The organism is Paenibacillus litoralis (genome assembly GCF_046244365.1).
Lineage (GTDB): Bacteria > Bacillota > Bacilli > Paenibacillales > NBRC-103111 > Paenibacillus_V.
Window position 1 is genome coordinate 708,614 of sequence record NZ_CP176395.1, and the last position, 18,293, is coordinate 726,906.

Below are 18,293 nucleotides of genomic sequence, written 5' to 3' on the forward strand. Positions count from 1 at the left end.
GGATTAAATTGATTCCGTTTGAATGCATTTACATGAGAAGGAGAGATGAGACGATGCCAGTTGATTTCACAATTACCAAACCGAACGAGAAGCATGATTTAAAAATAGAAGGGCCGATTGCCCGCTGGGATGAGGCTCTTCCGCTCGGCAACGGCTTAACGGGCTGCCTTGTGTATGGCAGCGGTGCCCCGCTAAGGTTCAGCTTGGACCGGGGGGATCTTTGGGATACCCGGGTCCCGCCGGAAACGGAGGCTGAAGATTACCGGTACACACAGCTAATCGAGCTTGTGAAAAGCGGCAAACATGAGGAAGTGAACAAGAGGTTCGAGTCATTTTATCGCCGAACGACTCCGACGAAAGTTCCGGTCGGGGCGATTGAGCTTGACTTCGGCGAAGAGGCCGACCATGTGGAAAATCGCATTGTTCTGAAAAAGGCACTTGCAGAAGTTACGCTGGGTCTTAACGGCAAAGAGGCTCAAATCCGAACTTTTCTAAGCGCGGTGGAGCGAGTGGGTATCATTTCGGTTTCAGGGAATGCTGGTGCACCTTTAATCCGTATTGATCCTCCAGCGTATAGCGGAGCTGAGGACAAGAATGAAGCGCCTTCATCGGTAGGCAATCTCGTCGCTTCCCTTGGCTATCCGGCCGGAAACGTAACCCGGGATGGCGATACCTTGCTGTATATTCAGCCCACTTGCAATTCACTGTCTTTTGCCATTGCTGCGGCTTGGGTGCATCATGAAGATAAGCTGGAAATCGCATATACGATTGCTGCGAGCACCGATGGTGAAAACTGGCTGGAGCGAGCGCAATCGCTCGTAAGTCAGGCGTTGGTGAAAGGGTTCGACCGCATGTTTGCGGATCACTCGGCCTGGTGGGAAAGCTATTGGAAAAAGAGCGAACTTACATTACCCGATTCAGAGATGGAGCGGCAGTGGTATCATACGCATTATTTGTTCGGTTCTTGCTCCCGCAAAGGGGCGCCGCCGATGCCGCTGCAGGGCGTATGGACAGCGGACGAAGGAAAGCTGCCGCCGTGGAAGGGCGATTATCATAATGATTTGAACACTCAATTAAGCTACTGGCCATATATGAAAGCAAATCACATGGAAGAAGGCGAAAGCTTTATCGATTTCCTGTGGAAGTTGAGACCGGAAGCGCGAGCGTTTGCAGAACGTTTTTTTGAGGCGCCTGGCATTTGCCTGCCGTCGGTCATGGGGATAGGGGCCGAGCCGCTTGGAGGCTGGGTGATGTACAGCACGAATATGGTCAATCAAATATGGCTTTGCCAAGCGTTCGACCATTATTGGCAGTATACTGGTGACCGAGAGTTTCTGGCACATAAAGCGTATGTATACTTCCGTGAAACGGCGGAATGTATGCTTCACTGGCTCAAGCCTGGCCCGGACGGAAAGCTGTTGCTTCCATTATCCAGTTCCCCGGAAATTCACAACAACTCGCCAAAAGCATGGCTAACACCAAATAGCAATAATGATTTGGCGCTGCTGCACTATTTGTTCGAAACGCTGAAGCAATATGAAGAACTCCTTGGGCATGAGAACGATGCGAAGGAATGGGGAGATATTCGTTCGCAGTTGCCGGAGCTTGCGGTGAACGAGGACAACGTACTCATGCTAAGCCCCGATGAGTCGCTTGCGGAGAGTCATCGTCACCTGTCACATTTAATGGCGATTTATCCGCTCAATCTAGTGCAGTGTGATCGCTCGGAGCGTGAAAAGGAGATTATCGAAGCGTCGCTTGCACAGATCGACCAGCTCGGAACGGCGGCATGGGTTGGATATTCGTTCACATGGGCAGCCGATTTGTACGCCCGTGCGCGAAACGGGGAGCAGGCTTACCGGTATCTTCATATATTCTGGGATGCTTTTATATCCAAAAATGGATTTCATCTTAACGGCGACCAGAAAAAGATGGGGTATAGCTCGTTTCACTATCGTCCGTTCACGCTCGAGGGTAATTTTGCGGCAGCTGACGCTCTGCAGGAAATGCTGCTTCAGAATCATGAGGGGGTCATTCATCTCTTCCCGGCGATTCCAGAAGCTTGGAAGCAGGAAGGTGTATCGTTCCGACAATTCCGTGGCGGGATGGGGAGCCTAGTATCTGCCGAAATCAAGAATGGGAAACTGATTTACGTTTCTTTCCTAGCCGAGCGGGATGTCCGATTACAAGTTTGCAACAGTTTTGATGTTGAGAATATCGAGATTGTATCGCAAACAGGCAATGAAAGCCTTCGGTTTGTGAAGGTGGGAGAAACGTTCACGATCGATTTGCGGGCAGGAGAGTCTTGTACGATAAAGCCTTCACGGGGCAGATCATGATATGCGCGAAAACGAGTAAGTACCTTTCTGGGCTGCGACGACCGAATTTCTTATGCCGGTACAGAGAGGTAAGTGTATTAAGTGTGGACGGCTGGTTCCTGCCAGTCGTCCTGATCTCATGAGGAAGAGACCGGAAGGAGCGATTGACGATGAATCCGAATACGAACGATAGGGAGTACTGGGTGAAGGTTTTAATCCGAATAGCCACTCCCGTCTTGAGCGCTTTGTCTGAGCGCCAGTTGAAGGCGAAAATGCCAGTTGAAGGAGTGTTGGACGATAGGCCTCTGTATACTTATTTGGAAACGCTCGGCCGCCTTCTGGTGGGACTGGCTCCATGGCTGGAGATGGGTCCGACTGACGGGGAGGAGGGGCTTCTTCGAGAGCAGGTGGCACGGCTTTCTCGCGAAGCAATCAATGCCGGGACCGATCCGTCGTCACCCGACTATATGAATTTTAGCATTGGCAAGCAGCCGATCGTAGACGCAGCCTTCCTGTCACAGTCGATTTTGCGCGCTCCGACGGAGTTGTGGACTAAGCTGGACGACCATGTACGGACCAATGTGATCGCTGCCTTGAAAGCGACTCGTACGCGCAAGCCGAATTTTAATAACTGGCTGTTGTTCGCAGCCATTATTGAAGCCGCTTTGTACAGAATGGGAGAAAGCGACTGGGATTCAATGCGTATCGACTACGCGCTGAGGCAGCATGAGCAATGGTATTTGGGAGATGGAACGTATGGCGACGGAGAAGATTATCATGCCGACTACTACAACAGTTTCGTCATTTTGCCGATGCTTCTCGATTTGGTCGAAGCAGTAGGCGACCAATACTCCGAATGGAAAAGTATGGCCGATAGGATCCGGAAAAGAGCCCAGCGCCAAGCTGCAATCCAGGAGAGATCGATATCGCCGGAGGGGACGTTTCCGCCTGTTGGGCGTTCGCTCGCTTACCGGTTCGGTGCATTCCATGTACTCGCGCTGACGTCACTCCGTCGCGAACTGCCAGATCCGATCGCGCCAGCACAGGTTAGATGTGCGCTTACAGCGGTTATTCGCAGAATGATCGAAGCGCCCGGCACATTCGACGCAGACGGCTGGTTAACGATCGGCTTTTGTGGACACCAGCCAGAAATAGGGGAGAGCTATATTTCAACGGGTAGTCTGTACTTGTGCTCGGTCGTATTTCTGCCGCTTGGATTGCCCGCAAATGATCCGTTTTGGCAAGGTGAAGCGGACTGGACAGCACGCAAGGCTTGGTTAGGCAATGCCTTTGAGATCGATCATGCGTTGAAAGGCTGATTGCGGCACAGCCAATGGTTACAGTGTGAAACTATTGTGCCCCCAGATCGGCTCTCGAAAGCGTTCGAGGCGACGAAAGTTATGCAAGCATGAGCGTGTATCACGCAGTTTCAGTTGATGACAGTCTTACTTTCGTGCATAGACGCGTTGTGTACGAGCATTGATGTAAATTTGATGTAAAAATTCAGCGGAAATGAACTGAAATCATCGAAATAGATCGGACATGGAACTCGAAAACCGTGATTTAAAAGGGTTTTACCGGACTATAACAGAACAGATCAAAATCGATCTATCACTTTGAGGGGGTGGCGCCCATTGGGTGTGCGGGTTCAAATCCCGCCGACCGCACCATAATTAAAAATTCCTGAAACCCTTGTTGTGGAAGGGTTTTTTATTTTTTAAGCTTTTGTATTTAACTTTGCATTTTGTAAAAAGTGACCAATTCCGACCTATTGGTCAAGAATTGGTCAAGAATATTTTTTTCACTAAAGTAAACGAGAAATAGACCGATTCTTTATTAAAAGAAGAGGTCTATTTTTTGTTTCTTCTTTCAGTTTTTCAATGTCGGATTCAGAATTATGAAATAGCATTTTCCCGAAATTCTGTGCTGTCTCTTTTTGCATGCTCGGTAATAAATGACTGTAAGTGTCTAAGCTTATACGGACATCTGCATGCCCTAATCTTTCAGAGACGATTTTAGGGTTACCCCTTGTAGCAAGAGCAGGGTTGCATGTGTGTGTCGCATATCGTGAAAACGGATGAGGGGGTTTCCTGATTTCTTGGTTATATTACGAAAAGTCCTTCGTAAATTATTACTGTTGGCTGGCAGGCCCAACTCATTACATACAACGAGGTCATTGTTACAGTAGTCTTTCCCGGCTAATGAGCTTGTAATGCTCTTTCAACCGCTTGATCGTTTCCTCAGGCAAATCAATCGTTCTTGCCCCTGATTTTGTTTTGGTATAGAGCAAAATCTCTTTACCGTCATTGCTGACCGTTTGTGTGATTCTGACGCATTGTTGCTCGAAATCTACATCCTTCCATCGTAACCCCAGAATTTCGCCCTTGCGCATGCCTGTCGTTAGTGCAATGAAATAAGCGATGGAATATCTGCCTGTGCCTTCAGCATGCTTTAGAAATGATTTTACTTGCTCAAGGTTCCATACAGCCACTTCTTTTTTAACTGCAATAGGACGATCAACCAGAGAAGCGGGATTTTTCGCAATTAGGCTCCAACGTTACGCTTTCTTTAAAGAGTTGTCGTTAATCAGGGTATGGATTTTTTGAATATTTTCATCAGATATAGCCTTCTCTTTAGTCAACTTGTTATATAGTTGCTGAATATGCATAGGTTTTAAATTGGATAGTTCAATGCTGCCAAGCGTGGGGAGTACATGCTTTTCAATAAGCCATGTATACGTACCCAACGTTCGATGCTTGACCTTCGTTAATTTGTCTTCAAGATACTGCTTGGTCATGTAGTCCCTGTAGGTTAGTTTGGTTGGCTTTATATAGCTTCTGGTAGTCAAGGGGTGTTCAAGCTCATTCAGGGCTTTCTGAGCCTCCTGCTTCGTTTTAAAGCCACGTTTCTAATATTGCTGGGGCTTACCATTCTCCTTCGTTCCAAACGTCAATAGGTAGTACCAGGAGTCGCCGCTTTTTTTAACCGTTCTTCCTTCCATTGAAAATCACTCCATCCTGATTTTGAATTTTGATTGTAATTGGATGTAGTCGATGTCATTAGATTTTATTTTGCCGATCCAAATCTACTGCATTAAGAAACGCATCCCGTTCTGCCCGTAATTTTGAAATTTCAGATAAAATTGTTTGCTTACGTTCAATCGAGGTTTTTCGATTCAAGTATTCAAGTGCAAGTTTGGTATGACGAACGGCAAGAGCTAACAACTGTCGGCTGCAACATTCATACTCTGATAGTGTCCAGATGCGTTTATTCATACTAGCGCATTCTCCCTTCTATAGTGCTGACAACATAAAAGAAGCTGCGCCAGAGTAGGCCGCAGCTTCTTTCTATGCTTTCAATCAAGTCAACTACACTTGGTTTCCATTTTAGCTTCTGAAAGTACGAATTCCTTTAATGCTGCTTTTGGTATCCGATAACCTTTCATCTTGAACGACTTTATCTTTTCGCTGCGAAGAAGTTCGTATACCTTCGAACGTCCAATATTTAAAGCTTCCATTATGTCTTCTACTGTCATCAGGTCATCGTAATGATCAAACATATTCTCATTCCTTTCCTATGAATGTGTTTTACACAAGGTAATAATATATAGTTGATTCTGATCGGAACTCCGTTAATACTATGTCGTTCAATATGATTTTTTATTATTGAATGTCGTTTGTTAAGCTTGGTTGTCGTTACTGAGTAATCAACATCACACGGCAAGATTCGTATAAGTACTGTATATTAAACTGTCAAAACGGTGTTACTTGCAAAATAAAAAAGAAGTACGAGGATGCCAATACAATCCAAGTACTTTTACCTCAAATTATTATTGTCGATCACGTCGATGGAAAAGAACTTAAGGTAAAAGATCAATTTGAAAAATTCACAAGAAGAGATTGGAGAGGGTAGAGCTTTAATTTGATGTGGATACTAAGTCTTACTAGGGGAGTCTAATCCAGCATAAGTATCCGTTTTTGGTCAATTCTTCTGCGAGGTAATTATTTCAAGTATTTCTGATCTGATTCAACAAATAAGAATAAAAATACCGGACACGTTTGAGCGTGTCCGGTATTCACGTGAATAGGGATTCACGAAGATTCTGTATAATACATAGGCATCGGAAAGATTCTAACTAATACTACAAGCAGCATCCAGGTAAAGCGGGCTAGAGATATATGTAACTTGTAAGGGAGGGATTATTTGGATATTTGTCGAAAAGTAGTACTATAAAATTTTAATCATAGAGCATTCGGAATTGGTAGGACTTTAGAAATATAATGAGGCGGGGACGCATATGGATGAAAAAACAGTAGTTTTAGTTTCTACAGGGCTATTAAAAGCAAAAAAAGAAAATAATCCATTTAATCGAATGAACCGGTATCTAAATTATGGTTTTTTAGGATTGGCGACGGTGCTCAAAAATAGAGGATATACAGTCAAAATGTTTCAAGGTGAATATAGAAGTCCTTTTGATTTAATGAATAGAATCAATGATTCGGGAATAGATTTTAATTTGTTGAAATATCCTATTTTGTTGTCTATTCCTAGCTACTATTCTTTGCCGTGGGCTAAGGAATTCTGTAGGTTGCTTAAAAGTAAATACGAACTGAAGATAGTTGGTGGTGGAAGATGGGTTATAGGGGACTCGGATGACTGGATTAAAAGCAAAATAGAAGAAGTCGATTTATGGATAACTGGACTAGCAGATGAAGTAATTGAACAAGCCTTATATCCTGACCAATGGGGATCGATAGAAGTCATGTTAGACAAGGTTGAGTGTTTTGAAGAGTTGGATTATACACTTCTTGACGGTTTTAAAGAGTACCAGCCATCTATAGAAGTATCAAGAGGATGCGGAAGAGGATGTTCGTTCTGCATGGAGAAAAATGTTCCTATCACGCAACTTAAAGAGCCAGCTAAATTAATAAATGAAATAAAACATGCTGTCGATATGTATCAAAGTGATGATATTAATTTTTATTTTGAAGCATCACTGTTCCTTCCGAGTTTATCATGGGCAAGAAAATTTAAAGAGTTATATATAGAGGAAAATTTGGGTATAAAGTGGCGCTGTGAAAGCCGAGTGGATGCTTTAACTCCAGAGATGATTCATGAGTTAGCACAAGCTGGTCTGAAAGTACTTGATCTTGGTTTGGAGTCTGCCAGCGTTAGACAATTAAAAGCGATGAACAAAACACGGAAACCTGAATCGTATCTTGAAAAAGCCGGATTATTAATAGAAGCATGCCATAAGGAAAATGTGCATGTGAAAGTAAATGTTTTATTGTACGCAGGAGAAGATTTTGAAAGTATCGCTGAAACCAAAGAGTGGCTTCTGTTAAATAAGAAATATATTAGAGGCGTATCTGTTAATCCTGTTGTTGTATATGGTCCTCAGAGTAGTAATGATTACTTTAATTCGTTAGGGGCTAGTGTAATAGACACTTCTGAGGAACTTGGATATTCATATATGCACCTTAGTAATGAAATTGATTACGAATTATCCCTTCAATTAGGAAATGACCTTTCCCGTTCTGTTATGAGTCATGATGATTACTTTATTTTAAAGAAGTTTTCCTACTTTCCGAGAAGCTACCAGTATGCAGACTTTATTAAGGATATTAAAGAAGCTAATGAAGAATCACTGCCATTTGAAGTTGTGAAGGGAGCCATTTAACATGACCATAGGAGTTGTTATTTTTGGCGAGATAGGGGCGGGAAAAGATACACTTGCTGAATATCTGAAAGAGACAATTGGGAACGCCAAGATATTTAATCTAGGAATGTTGTGTCGAGATATAATGAGAGTTACAAAAGTAAACCCAACATGGACCGATAAGGAAAGAAGCCTCGGACAACAGGTAGCAGAGAAACTGCGCAGTATTGATCCAAATATTATGAATGATTATGTTTTTTCAAAAGTCGTTGAGGGAATGGAGTTTGAATTTTCAACAATGAGTTTGGAGCAAACACTTGAATGTTTAAACAGCGAATTGAGCTTTTTTCCTATTATCGTGGGGGGAAGAACTCATGAGGATTTAAAATATTGGAGAAACAAGGGTTTCGTAATTCTAGGCATTACCGCGGATGATGAATTGAGAAAACAAAGAGTTACTCTCAGAAATAATGAAAGGAATCAAAGTAATAACTATCAACACTTTACTGAGACAGAGGCACGAGAGATTGTTTCTAGTCAATGTGATTACTATATTATAAATAACGGGAGCATACTGGATTTGTTGAAGGAATCGAAAGAGCTATATTCTAAAATAAGGCCATAATGAATTAAGGCAATCACCGTATTACTATATAAGTTCAACTAAAGATCATCATCTCTTGATCGAATTTCCCCAAAAACTTATATAGTTTTAAATTTCAGGAAAAATGCAAATAATGATTAAATTGGTGATGAATATGGACATTATAGAAAAAGAATCTTTGTTTTATAGAAAACCCACTAAAACCTTAGGATATCTTAATTTTTTGAATGGAATGGTAACTATAAATGCTTTGCCAAATATACATAAAAGCACGATTCGTGGAATGAATAGGGTTAAATCATCTGAGAATAGAGTGAAAATTTTACAGCATGAACTAAAAAGTAAAGCTCGTTATTCAAAAGATATAATCAGATTTCTATCTGAGATGACTACTTACTTTCATGAATTAAAACATTGGCATGAATATGTAGGAACTAGTCTTGGTTACGAAATTTTTAGGATCCATTTGGAGTATTATTCAAGAGCAATAATGATTTTAAGACATATAGGTAATCATCAGAAGCAAATAAAACTGCCCTTAAAAGATCATTCATTTTATAGTAAGGCAACTAGACAGCATTATATAGAATACAAAGAGTTTCTGAAAAGGTATGGAGAACTAAGGAAACATAAACTTTTCATAGTTGATAACATCTTTGAAGATGTTAGAAAAATAAAAACTAAGAATCTAAAAACCAGGATATTGAAATCTATTCCATTCTTCTTGGATGAATTAAACATGGATGAAGTAATTTTAGCTGACGTTCCGGTAACAGGAATATCTTTACTAGAGGCATCAGCTGTTCTTACTCAAGTTTTCGCAATTCATGACGTGTACGGTTTAGAGGAGTCAAGCCTCTTTTTAAAACGAGCATTTGAAGCTCCAACCCTTTGGGCGTACAATTCTATTATAAAATCCATGATATTAGCACAATCGAATGTTCCACTAGAGATGATGCAGGCCATCATATCACATTCCATCACTTATCCCTTAATAGCGAAACAAAAAAATGAGAATGACCCAATTGAACGATTCGTTATATTTCTTGAAGAGTTAAAGAAGACCGTGGAAGTGCCTCAATCTCTCCAAGAAATCGAAAAATGGATATTAAATATTTATCGAAAGCACTTTTGGATAGAACCCAAGGATTTCCTGGTAAAGCAAATAAATGAATCAAGGGAATTATTGAAACGACATCAACTTGATTTGCAGAAAACCGATAATTTAACGGATGCAATTGAAGACTATTATGCAGCGTATCATTCTGATAGGTTATATTTCTTGGAAAAGACATATGAGAACGTTATTTTTTGGTCAAACGATTATTACTATGTAGAAAACCCCACTCCACACACAATTAATTTACCTACAACTTATAGAAGCCCGGTAAGACTAAAAAAAAATGAGTGGAACTCTAGTTTAAGATGGTTTTTCTCAACACATATCGTTGATTATTTAATTTCCAAACCTAAAGAAGAGTTCATATGTCCGTTCAAAGGGAAAAATCATTGTCCCGTTGAAACGGAAACTTGTGGTACATTGCCTCTACAGATGCCTCCTGAACATCCTGAATGCGAATTTTTAGTTACCTCATGTGAAATTGTCTTGCCAAACTGGGATCTAATTTAATAATAAAAGAACTTAGTATGATTGCTTCCATGAATCTTCTTGATGTTGGGTGTAGTTCATAGTAATGGAACATTTTCTTTAATTCTAATAATTTTACTGGTACTGGAGGAGGGTATTGTTGTGAGGCTTTCTAAAATAACCATTCGCAATTTTAAAGGAATTCGAGAAATAAGTATCGACATTGAGAATATCTCAATTTTGATTGGACCGAATAATGTAGGGAAAAGCACAGTATTACAAGCCATAAAAATGTTTGGTTCTTCACAAAAGCCAGATAGAAAGCAATTTTATAAACACAACGTAACCAACCCAATTTCGTTCCATGCAACATTTACAGAAATAACTATGGAAGAAGCAGAATTACACGGAATCCGTGCTTCATTACATACTGACACCAATACCTTTATCGTCCGGGCCATCTACTATGCCGATGGGGAAATTATGCGAGCTTCAAAAATAACAGGGGCACCAACCCATGACCTTGAAGATGAAGGCTGGGATGGGAAGTTAGGCGGAGGAAAAAATGCATCTCATTTTCTGAATGTCTTTCCGGAAGTTATCTATATCCCTGCAGTAAAGAACGCGATTGACGAAATTAAAGCTACGTCAGACAATATGAAAACGTTGACCACACTTTACAAACAAATTATTCACTCTCTTGATGAATATAGTGAAGCAGAAACAAAAACAAGGTTATTACAAGAAAAAATAAATAGACATGATGATGAAAGAATAAGATTTTTTGAGTCAGAAGTTCAAACATTTCTTAATGAGGTCACCTCGACAAGCATTAATTTTAAAGTAGACGTCAAGCCGATGGATGAAATAGTAAGTACAGCTGTCAGTCCATTTTTCAATTACAACGGAATTGAAACAGATTTAGAACATCAAGGTAATGGTGTTCAAAGAACATTCATACTATCTATTCTCAAGGGATTTCGAAAATTCAAAAGTCGATTTCCTAGTGACGACAAGGAAAAAGCTTCCTTTAATCGCCCGCTAATATTTGCTATCGAGGAACCGGAATTATATTTGCATCCGCAGGTTGCAAAGGTATTTAAAGATACGCTTTATGCTCTCGCGGACGATAACTTATTTCAAATTGTCGCGAGTTCACATTCTCCTAACTTTGTTGATTTATCTAAGCCCAACAGAACAGTTGCTAGATTATCTTTGAATCGTCATAATGATGTGCAAGTAAATCAAGTAAGTTCAGATATTTACGGTCTTCCAAAGGATGAAATTGAGCGTTTTCAAACATTATTAAAATTTAATCCGCATGTAAATGAGGTCTTTTTCGCAGATAAAGCAATTTTGGTTGAAGGAGATACCGAAGTTGTTGCATTCAAGCTAATAGGAGAAAAATTCGTTAGTGAAGGCGTTCTACCTGCGAATGTGTTCAACAGAACGACCTTGGTTAACTGCGCTGGTAAACCAACGATGTATATCGTGCTGAATATCCTTAATAATTTCGATATACCTTACACAGTAGTACATGATCTCGATATTACAGAGTTTAACAAGAAAAATGAAAGAAGAACCTCTGCTGCTTTAAAAGCTGTAATAACTATTAATCATAAACTAGAGGTATTAGCTGAAAGTAGAGGAAATAGAAAATATGTATTACAGCATACATTTGAAGCTGAAATGCCTGATGATTACGAAAAGGGGAGTTCAAAATCCTTTTCGGCCTATGAATATATAAAAGAAAAAGCCCTTTCGGATTTACCGGACAACCTTGTTAAAATTATCGGATTATCTTATGGGTTATTACATCCAGAGCCACCAAATCATAATGTTGAATTTTTGCTTGGCAATCTTTGTCGAAATGACTGGAATGAACTTAATCAAGCAATTGCAGAGTGGCAAGCTCCAGCGATGGATGAGTTTGTAAAGGTACTTTGGACACCAAGACTTGCCGCAGCAGGTAATGAAGAAAAATAATACGTCAGACAATTAAACGGGAAATGATATTTTTAAGACAATACGAGGCTGTCATGAAATTGATCGGCAGCCTCGTAAATTGCTGTAATTAGTCGTTAGCTACTATTGGATAACTGCCTTATTAAATTATTTCAAGGAAAAAGATCAACTGCTATTTGTAAAGCAGTAATAGCAACAAGGTATTAACTGGTCAAGATTCTGGTCAAGAATATTCTGTTTCTATAACTCGGACGTTAGGGGCTAACCCGATATTCATGCCCCGAACCCCTTGATATGACTACGCTTTTGCTCGATGGGACTTATTTGCAAGATGGTGTTTCTTATCTTGAGGGGGGTGGCGCCCATTGGGTGTGCGGGTTCAAATCCCGCCGACCGCACCATAATTTTTTAAAGCGTAAAGCCTCGATATATAAGGGTTTTAGGTACTTAGGGACGGATGGGCGACGGGATTTTGTGGTTCATATTCCGGGAGCCGTGAAATGAAATAAACGGATTTGTTGGGACACAAGGACGAACAAATGCTCATCTCCCGCGCGCGGTGCCATCGCGGCACGCGGTTCTCGGTCTGGTCCACGTCGGCGGTCAACCCTCGTACTGTTCGGCCGGTTCGTTTTCCAATAATCTTGTTGACACGTGGTAACACGGGTGATACCATGTTGTCAGACTTGTACTTGCACTACTTCTGCACATTGAAAACTCAATACGTACGAAAGGACTGGCGGGTATGTCGATGCATGTTATCCAGCAGTTTCCTAATCTTGTGTTTACGGAAGAAGCGTTTGCGGCTTCTTTCTCCGGCAGCTTGCTAGATCCGGGGGAGAAAAGACGCATGCTCGAAGCTTTTTCCTACCTCGATCTATTCGGTCCCGATAAGACGTTTATGGGGAGAAGAATCAGGGGGAAGCAAGGTGCTTGGGAGCTTGTGGTAAAGGGAAGTTCCCGGAAGGAATGGACATTTGCCATTACCGTGGATGCGGACGATCATTCGAAAATGATAGTGATTGACTTCAATGCGAAGGAAATCTAGTATTCGAATGAAACGTCGAAGCAGGATGCTCATGGGCTCGAATCGAGAAGGTATAGGACAACTGCCTTCTCGGTCGTTACTCCCTCCATACGTACTGTTGAGTGAAGAAAAGCGGAAGTTTTCGATACGGCTTATAAATCCGAATAAAAAGGAGAGGATGAATGTAAGGAGCTTTTCTAATCGCATGCGTCTGAAGTAGTTTTTTAAGAATTGAAAGGAGAACAACATTTTGAAAACCGGAAAGCAGGTCCCTGATCATGTTGTTCACGATGTTCAAGAACTTGACGTGCCGCTGGAGTTTTATCAAATTTCCGAACCTAAGAAGGAAATATCATTATCCATTAAGAGAAGTTTAGAAAAGAAACGGTTATCGATACGTAAATTAGCAGAAATGACGGGAATGAAACATCCGCAAATATTACGCGTGACTAGCGGAGACACCAATTACAATCTGGATACGTTATTAAAGATTTTAGAAGCATTGGATTTAGAATTAGTCATTCGTGATAAAAATAAATAATAATAAATCATTGATTTTTTATCATGGCAAGTATAGTGGTATGTTTTGTTATGGCCCAATGGATGGTGGACTTAAAGCTGCCTTGCCGTGCCGGCTATATAAATAGTGTTTATTTAAACGATCGCCTTCGGCGGTCGTTTTTTTCTATTTTGCCTTGTTTGACATTTCGGTAACATATATGATACCATTCTATAAAAATGGGTAATATATATATTACCAATATAGAACTGGGAGTTGATCTTATTTTGTATGCTGTTTTCTATAATCATCAAATGCTGACCGAGCCATGCACGGAGCTTGAGGCCCGGCTGCATGATCTCCGCTTAAAAGATATTTTTATGAATTTGGAAGTCCGCAAAGTGGAATCGCGCTGCATAGCAGATTTTGAGAAGGGCAGATCATTGAATGTTTATAGATTCCCGAGCTTGTCAAAGGCTTGACCCTAGATCCGTAGAACAGGCTAAGGCAAAGCCGAAGCTTATGCGTATAATGGTTCGCAGTGACCGCAGCTTCACTTATTTTTGCACGGAAGGAAGCAAGGTGTCTGTTCCTCCGAATGCAACTTTTCGCGTGGATGTAATAGGGCTTTATCTGTATAAATTGTTTATCGCTAAGTCGGTAGAGGTTGTTATCGAAGAAGATCAATTCCAGTTTTTCCTGCAGAATAGACTGTTTAGTGTAGTTGCCGATGACGATTCCTAAATGGTGCGGGCCGATCCGGCAAAGCGAAGGAATCCGGTGGATAAATTCGCCTAAAGTATACTGCCAAACTATACTGCCAAACTATACCCCGGTATAATACTCTGACCTGCTATGCAGGTGGTAAAGTGGAAGCATAAGAGGACTAACTAGCACAATAGAACCTAACGGCAGATTGCCGCTAGGTTTTTCGTATCTTCTATGCATGGTATAATTTAGCTGATTTTGCGGCTGGACGGCGTGCGGGAATCGGCGCCGAGTATCGGGATTTGATTTTATTATTTACGTTCGTGACTGGGGGCTTTTCACCATATGTATGCCATTTCGATAACGGAAACCGCGAATAAAGAAATACAGAGCCTTCCGCCGAAACTGCTTGAGCAGGTCATTAAACGTATTACGTGGCTTCGCGAGGGAAATTGGAAAAACGGCACGCGAGTAAAAAAGCTCAGGGCTATGAAAAAGCAAATGACGATTTATGAGGCGCGTATAGATAAAGCCCGCCGTATGCTGTTTACCTTGTTTCGCCCTATTGAATCCGATCGGATGGAGATTATGATCTTTCATCCGGCGGTTGCTCACGACGATGTCATTCATGAGGCTAAATCGATTTTTGGCGTAAGCGAATTTGAGCGGCATGTTTATGAAGAGTCACCTGAGATTGAATTGGACTTGACTGAGGAGCAAAAAACATGGGAGCTCCAAACCCCATTTTTCCAAAGAGTGGACCAGCTTAAGGCATTCGAGCTGGACGATGAATCCATCCTGCGTTTTTTAGCGAGGACCGAGATCGCTTCGCAAGAATTCTGGGAGCTTAAGCTGCGCTTGAATCCGTATCAAAGGGAGCTTGTAAAGCTGGACATGCCTCTATTGATCGCAGGTACGGCCGGCAGCGGCAAAACGACGATATTGCTCCATCGCCTTGTGACGGAGCCGCACACCCCTAAGCTGTATATAACATACAGCAAAAAGCTTCGCGAAACGGCAGAGCACATGTTTAAAAGTCTTGTCAGAGGTATTGATTATGAGCAGGAGTACTTGAGAAATACGGCTTTTTTAACCTTCGAGGACCTGATCCAGTCTTATGAGCTTGATCGTATTAAGCCGCGGATGAATCTCGAGCGTTTCTCCAATGAATACCACATTTATGCTAGGGGAAAAAACCTGGAGGGCCAATATCCCGGCAGTATGGTGTGGGAGGAAATCCGGGGAGTCATTAAGGGCGGGGCCCATCTATCGGACGGCCACGATATTCTTACTTACGAGCGCTATGAATCTCTTAATGAGCATCAGGCGATCTTTGAGAAGAGAAGACGCAGGGAAGTCTATAGCATTTTTGAATGGTATCAAAGGAATCTTGCTGAAGAAGAGCGGGTAGATGAGCTGGACCTGCTCCGCAAATGCCTGAGAAAGCATAAAACAGCATACGAAATCGTGATGTGCGATGAAGTTCAAGACTTGTCCATGCTTCATGTCGAGCTGCTGTTCCTGTTGGCTAACCGGAGAGCGGACCGTATTGTACTTGCCGGCGACGATCATCAGATCGTTCATCACAGCGGCTTCCGCTGGGAAAATGTGAAGGATATGCTGTATAAGAAGCTGGGCAAAGCCGTTAACGGCATTGAGGCTTTAACGCATAATTATCGGAACTCCGGCAGCATCGCGAAGCTTGCGGGCGCCATTAATCATATCCAGCGGGAGTATACGGATTACAAATACAAAACGCAGAATCTGGAAAGCTATATCGAAGGGCCTGAGCCCATTCTTTTTGAGAATGATACTGAAGATGCCATGTATAAGCGTCTGGAAGCTTTAGGGCCCCTGGATGCGGTGATGGTTCGTGATTCCGGCGAAAGCAGGAAGCTGAAGCAGGCCTTCCGGAAGATGGATAAGCTGCCTCCGCTAGTTTACTCTGTAGAAGAAGCGAAGGGTCTGGAGTTTCATAGAGTCTTTTTGTGGAAAATGATACAGGAAGGCTCTGTTGTGAATGAAAAATGGAAGAAGCTGCTTCGCGGCTTAAACGTAAAGCAGCAGCTCAAGGATGTGGAGCAGCGGTTTATTCGTCAAGAGGTAAGCCTTCTGTATGTAGCCGTTACTCGCGGTATGAGCGGATGTTGTATTTATGAGGGGGAGAAGCTACCCGCGTTCTGGAATATGCCTCGTTTGCGAGAATCGGTAAAGATTGCCGGCGTTGATTCGCAAGAGCAAGCCGAAGAAAAGCCGGTTGTTTATACAGAGGCGGATTGGTTTATACGGGCCAAGGAATTGGTTGAGAAGAAGCTTTACCCTCAAGCATTGGAATGCTTGGAGCGCGTGCGAAGCCGTCCGGAGGCAGTCCATTTGCAGGAGCTGTGCCGAGCCTATTTGCTCAAGGGCGAAAATAAACTGCAGGAGGCGGCTGAGCGTTTTCTGTCGCTGGGGGTGCAGGACGAGGCCATTGCTTGCTATGACGCCTGCGATATGTATGATGACATTATCAAAAAAATAGTAAAACGCAACACCAATGACCTGTACAAAATTTATATGCTGAAAAAGATGGACAAGGAAAAGCAATACGGCGGGAGCGGAGCCTATTGCCTTCAGCTCGGAAGATATTACGAGGCGGCGGCTAGGCTGGAGAAATCCCCGTCGCGCGACCACTGGAAGACGGCTGCCGTTGCTTATCGGGAGGCGGCAAGACGTACGGATGACGAGGAGAACAGGGCCGACTGGTTGAAGAAAGCCTTGGTGCTGGATCGAAAATACGAGTCGACGCCGAAATACAAGCGATAATCGATCCTAGGAGTGCGACTATGAAAGAAGAATTGCAGTACCTGCTGTTGCAGGAGGAAGAATGGGAAGTCCAGGATATCGGCCATGGCGAGTGGGAAGAAATGATGTACTGGGAGCGGGGGCTGGCGATTTATGAGAAGCTGAACGAGCTTGAGCCGGGCAATGATCAATACCGGTTCATGCTGGTTCGATGCTTGCTCGAGCTGGGTCGCGGGTTGAAAGGCAGCCGGTCGAATTTGCAGAGAGCGAAAGAGTTGTTCTTGAAGGTTGTCATGGATGACAAGGAGCATTCGCTCGCCTGCTACCGGCTGGGCTTCCTTTGCTATTATGATCAGAAGTGGAAGGAATCGGCTTCGTATTTCCAGAAGGCTTTGCTGCGGTCGGCGCGGTATCCTCAGCATAAAATCACGGACGAGCAGACCGTTCGCGCGTACTGCTATCAGGCTCGCGCTTATATGAATGTATCCCGGGAGAGCATGGAACGGGGAGACGGCTTATGGCGGGATCTACCTGCCGGTCAGAGAGATAAGCTGAAGCAGTTGGTTCTGGATACCAAGGAACAAGTGCACAATGATGAGACGTATAAACCGTATGTGTTATCGGATCAGAAGGGTGAGCGCTATATTTCCGAGAGTGAGCTGCTAGAGCTGCTTGACGGCGGGCGCATCGTATTAAGCTTCATCGAGGCGCCGAGAACCGTGAGGCTGTACCTGCCGGAACACACAAGGGTAAGATTAACCGAAAGACCCGCCGAGTATTTACGCATCCTTATGGAGTCGGAACGGCCTCTTAGCGGGGATGAGCTCCATGAGAAGAAATTCGGTAAGCCGATGGCCAAGCGCAGCTCTGTCGTGAGAGAAAATATCCGCCGCGTGCGGCAAGAAATCGAGCGATACACAAGGGAGTGGAGCAAGCCGTTCTTGCTGCCCGATGGAGAGGGCTACGGCTGGAACCACCTGGACTGGCCGAATCCGGTGGTCGTATACCGGGATACCGATAGGTACCGGAACGAAATGGACTAGCGATAGGAAACAGTAAGAGCCGAGGAGCGATTTCCTCGGTTTTTTGTTTGTCAACAGAAAGTTTGGCGGGGTGGTCAAAGGGCTGTGACGCAGCCGTG

At 43.0% G+C, this 18,293-nt stretch carries 15 protein-coding genes and 1 pseudogene; 10 read left to right on the top strand and 6 right to left on the bottom strand.

Annotated features, from left to right (window positions below):
* The first annotated feature begins 53 nt into the window (after positions 1 to 53).
* Together ACKGJP_RS03095 and ACKGJP_RS03100 are read left to right on the top strand one after the other, a co-directional pair.
* Positions 54 to 2,339: a glycosyl hydrolase family 95 catalytic domain-containing protein gene (locus ACKGJP_RS03095; protein ID WP_409344227.1), complete on the top strand. Its 2,286-nt coding sequence runs from the start codon at positions 54 to 56 to the stop codon at positions 2,337 to 2,339.
* A gap of 149 nt (positions 2,340 to 2,488) precedes the next feature.
* Positions 2,489 to 3,637, top strand: a complete 1,149-nt coding sequence (locus ACKGJP_RS03100) for a DUF2264 domain-containing protein (RefSeq protein WP_409344228.1) — start codon at positions 2,489 to 2,491, stop codon at positions 3,635 to 3,637.
* A 676-nt stretch (positions 3,638 to 4,313) separates the two neighbouring features.
* Here the strand turns inward: ACKGJP_RS03100 and ACKGJP_RS03105 are convergent.
* The 6 genes and pseudogenes from ACKGJP_RS03105 to ACKGJP_RS03130 form a co-directional block, all read right to left on the bottom strand.
* Entirely contained in the window at positions 4,314 to 4,472 is a 159-nt protein-coding gene (locus tag ACKGJP_RS03105; protein WP_409344229.1) for a hypothetical protein, read from the bottom strand.
* 25 nt (positions 4,473 to 4,497) lie between these two features.
* Complete coding sequence (locus ACKGJP_RS03110; RefSeq protein WP_409344230.1) at positions 4,498 to 4,809, bottom strand: site-specific integrase; 312 nt, start codon at positions 4,807 to 4,809, stop codon at positions 4,498 to 4,500.
* Between the two features lie 66 nt (positions 4,810 to 4,875).
* On the bottom strand, positions 4,876 to 5,115 hold the full coding sequence (locus ACKGJP_RS03115; protein ID WP_409344231.1) for an N-terminal phage integrase SAM-like domain-containing protein: 240 nt from the start codon (positions 5,113 to 5,115) through the stop codon (positions 4,876 to 4,878).
* 54 nt (positions 5,116 to 5,169) lie between these two features.
* Positions 5,170 to 5,226, bottom strand: a pseudogene (locus ACKGJP_RS03120) (Arm DNA-binding domain-containing protein); the annotation flags it as partial.
* Between the two features lie 151 nt (positions 5,227 to 5,377).
* Positions 5,378 to 5,593, bottom strand: coding sequence for a hypothetical protein (locus ACKGJP_RS03125; RefSeq protein ID WP_409344232.1), 216 nt, complete (start codon positions 5,591 to 5,593; stop codon positions 5,378 to 5,380).
* A gap of 89 nt (positions 5,594 to 5,682) precedes the next feature.
* Positions 5,683 to 5,877 (bottom strand): helix-turn-helix domain-containing protein, encoded by a 195-nt coding sequence (locus ACKGJP_RS03130; protein ID WP_409344233.1) that lies wholly within the window; start codon positions 5,875 to 5,877, stop codon positions 5,683 to 5,685.
* Between the two features lie 738 nt (positions 5,878 to 6,615).
* Between ACKGJP_RS03130 and ACKGJP_RS03135 the strand changes: the two genes are divergently transcribed.
* The 8 genes from ACKGJP_RS03135 (at position 6,616) to ACKGJP_RS03170 (ending at position 18,195) form a co-directional block, all read left to right on the top strand.
* Positions 6,616 to 7,998 (top strand): B12-binding domain-containing radical SAM protein, encoded by a 1,383-nt coding sequence (locus ACKGJP_RS03135; RefSeq protein ID WP_409344234.1) that lies wholly within the window; start codon positions 6,616 to 6,618, stop codon positions 7,996 to 7,998.
* A gap of 1 nt (position 7,999) precedes the next feature.
* The gene (locus ACKGJP_RS03140; RefSeq protein WP_409344235.1) at positions 8,000 to 8,602 is read left to right on the top strand and encodes a hypothetical protein; all 603 of its coding nucleotides are present in this window, start codon (positions 8,000 to 8,002) and stop codon (positions 8,600 to 8,602) included.
* 112 nt (positions 8,603 to 8,714) lie between these two features.
* The gene (locus ACKGJP_RS03145) at positions 8,715 to 10,211 is read left to right on the top strand and encodes a hypothetical protein (protein ID WP_409344236.1); all 1,497 of its coding nucleotides are present in this window, start codon (positions 8,715 to 8,717) and stop codon (positions 10,209 to 10,211) included.
* Between the two features lie 120 nt (positions 10,212 to 10,331).
* A complete protein-coding gene (locus ACKGJP_RS03150) occupies positions 10,332 to 12,155 on the top strand; it encodes an ATP-dependent nuclease (RefSeq protein ID WP_409344237.1) in 1,824 nt (607 codons plus the stop codon).
* A 730-nt stretch (positions 12,156 to 12,885) separates the two neighbouring features.
* On the top strand, positions 12,886 to 13,182 hold the full coding sequence (locus ACKGJP_RS03155) for a hypothetical protein (RefSeq protein ID WP_409344238.1): 297 nt from the start codon (positions 12,886 to 12,888) through the stop codon (positions 13,180 to 13,182).
* A 229-nt stretch (positions 13,183 to 13,411) separates the two neighbouring features.
* Positions 13,412 to 13,702, top strand: coding sequence for a helix-turn-helix domain-containing protein (locus ACKGJP_RS03160; RefSeq protein ID WP_409344239.1), 291 nt, complete (start codon positions 13,412 to 13,414; stop codon positions 13,700 to 13,702).
* A gap of 1,155 nt (positions 13,703 to 14,857) precedes the next feature.
* Entirely contained in the window at positions 14,858 to 17,173 is a 2,316-nt protein-coding gene (locus ACKGJP_RS03165; protein WP_409344240.1) for a UvrD-helicase domain-containing protein, read from the top strand.
* A 20-nt stretch (positions 17,174 to 17,193) separates the two neighbouring features.
* A complete protein-coding gene (locus tag ACKGJP_RS03170) occupies positions 17,194 to 18,195 on the top strand; it encodes a tetratricopeptide repeat protein (RefSeq protein ID WP_409344241.1) in 1,002 nt (333 codons plus the stop codon).
* Positions 18,196 to 18,293 lie beyond the last annotated feature (98 nt).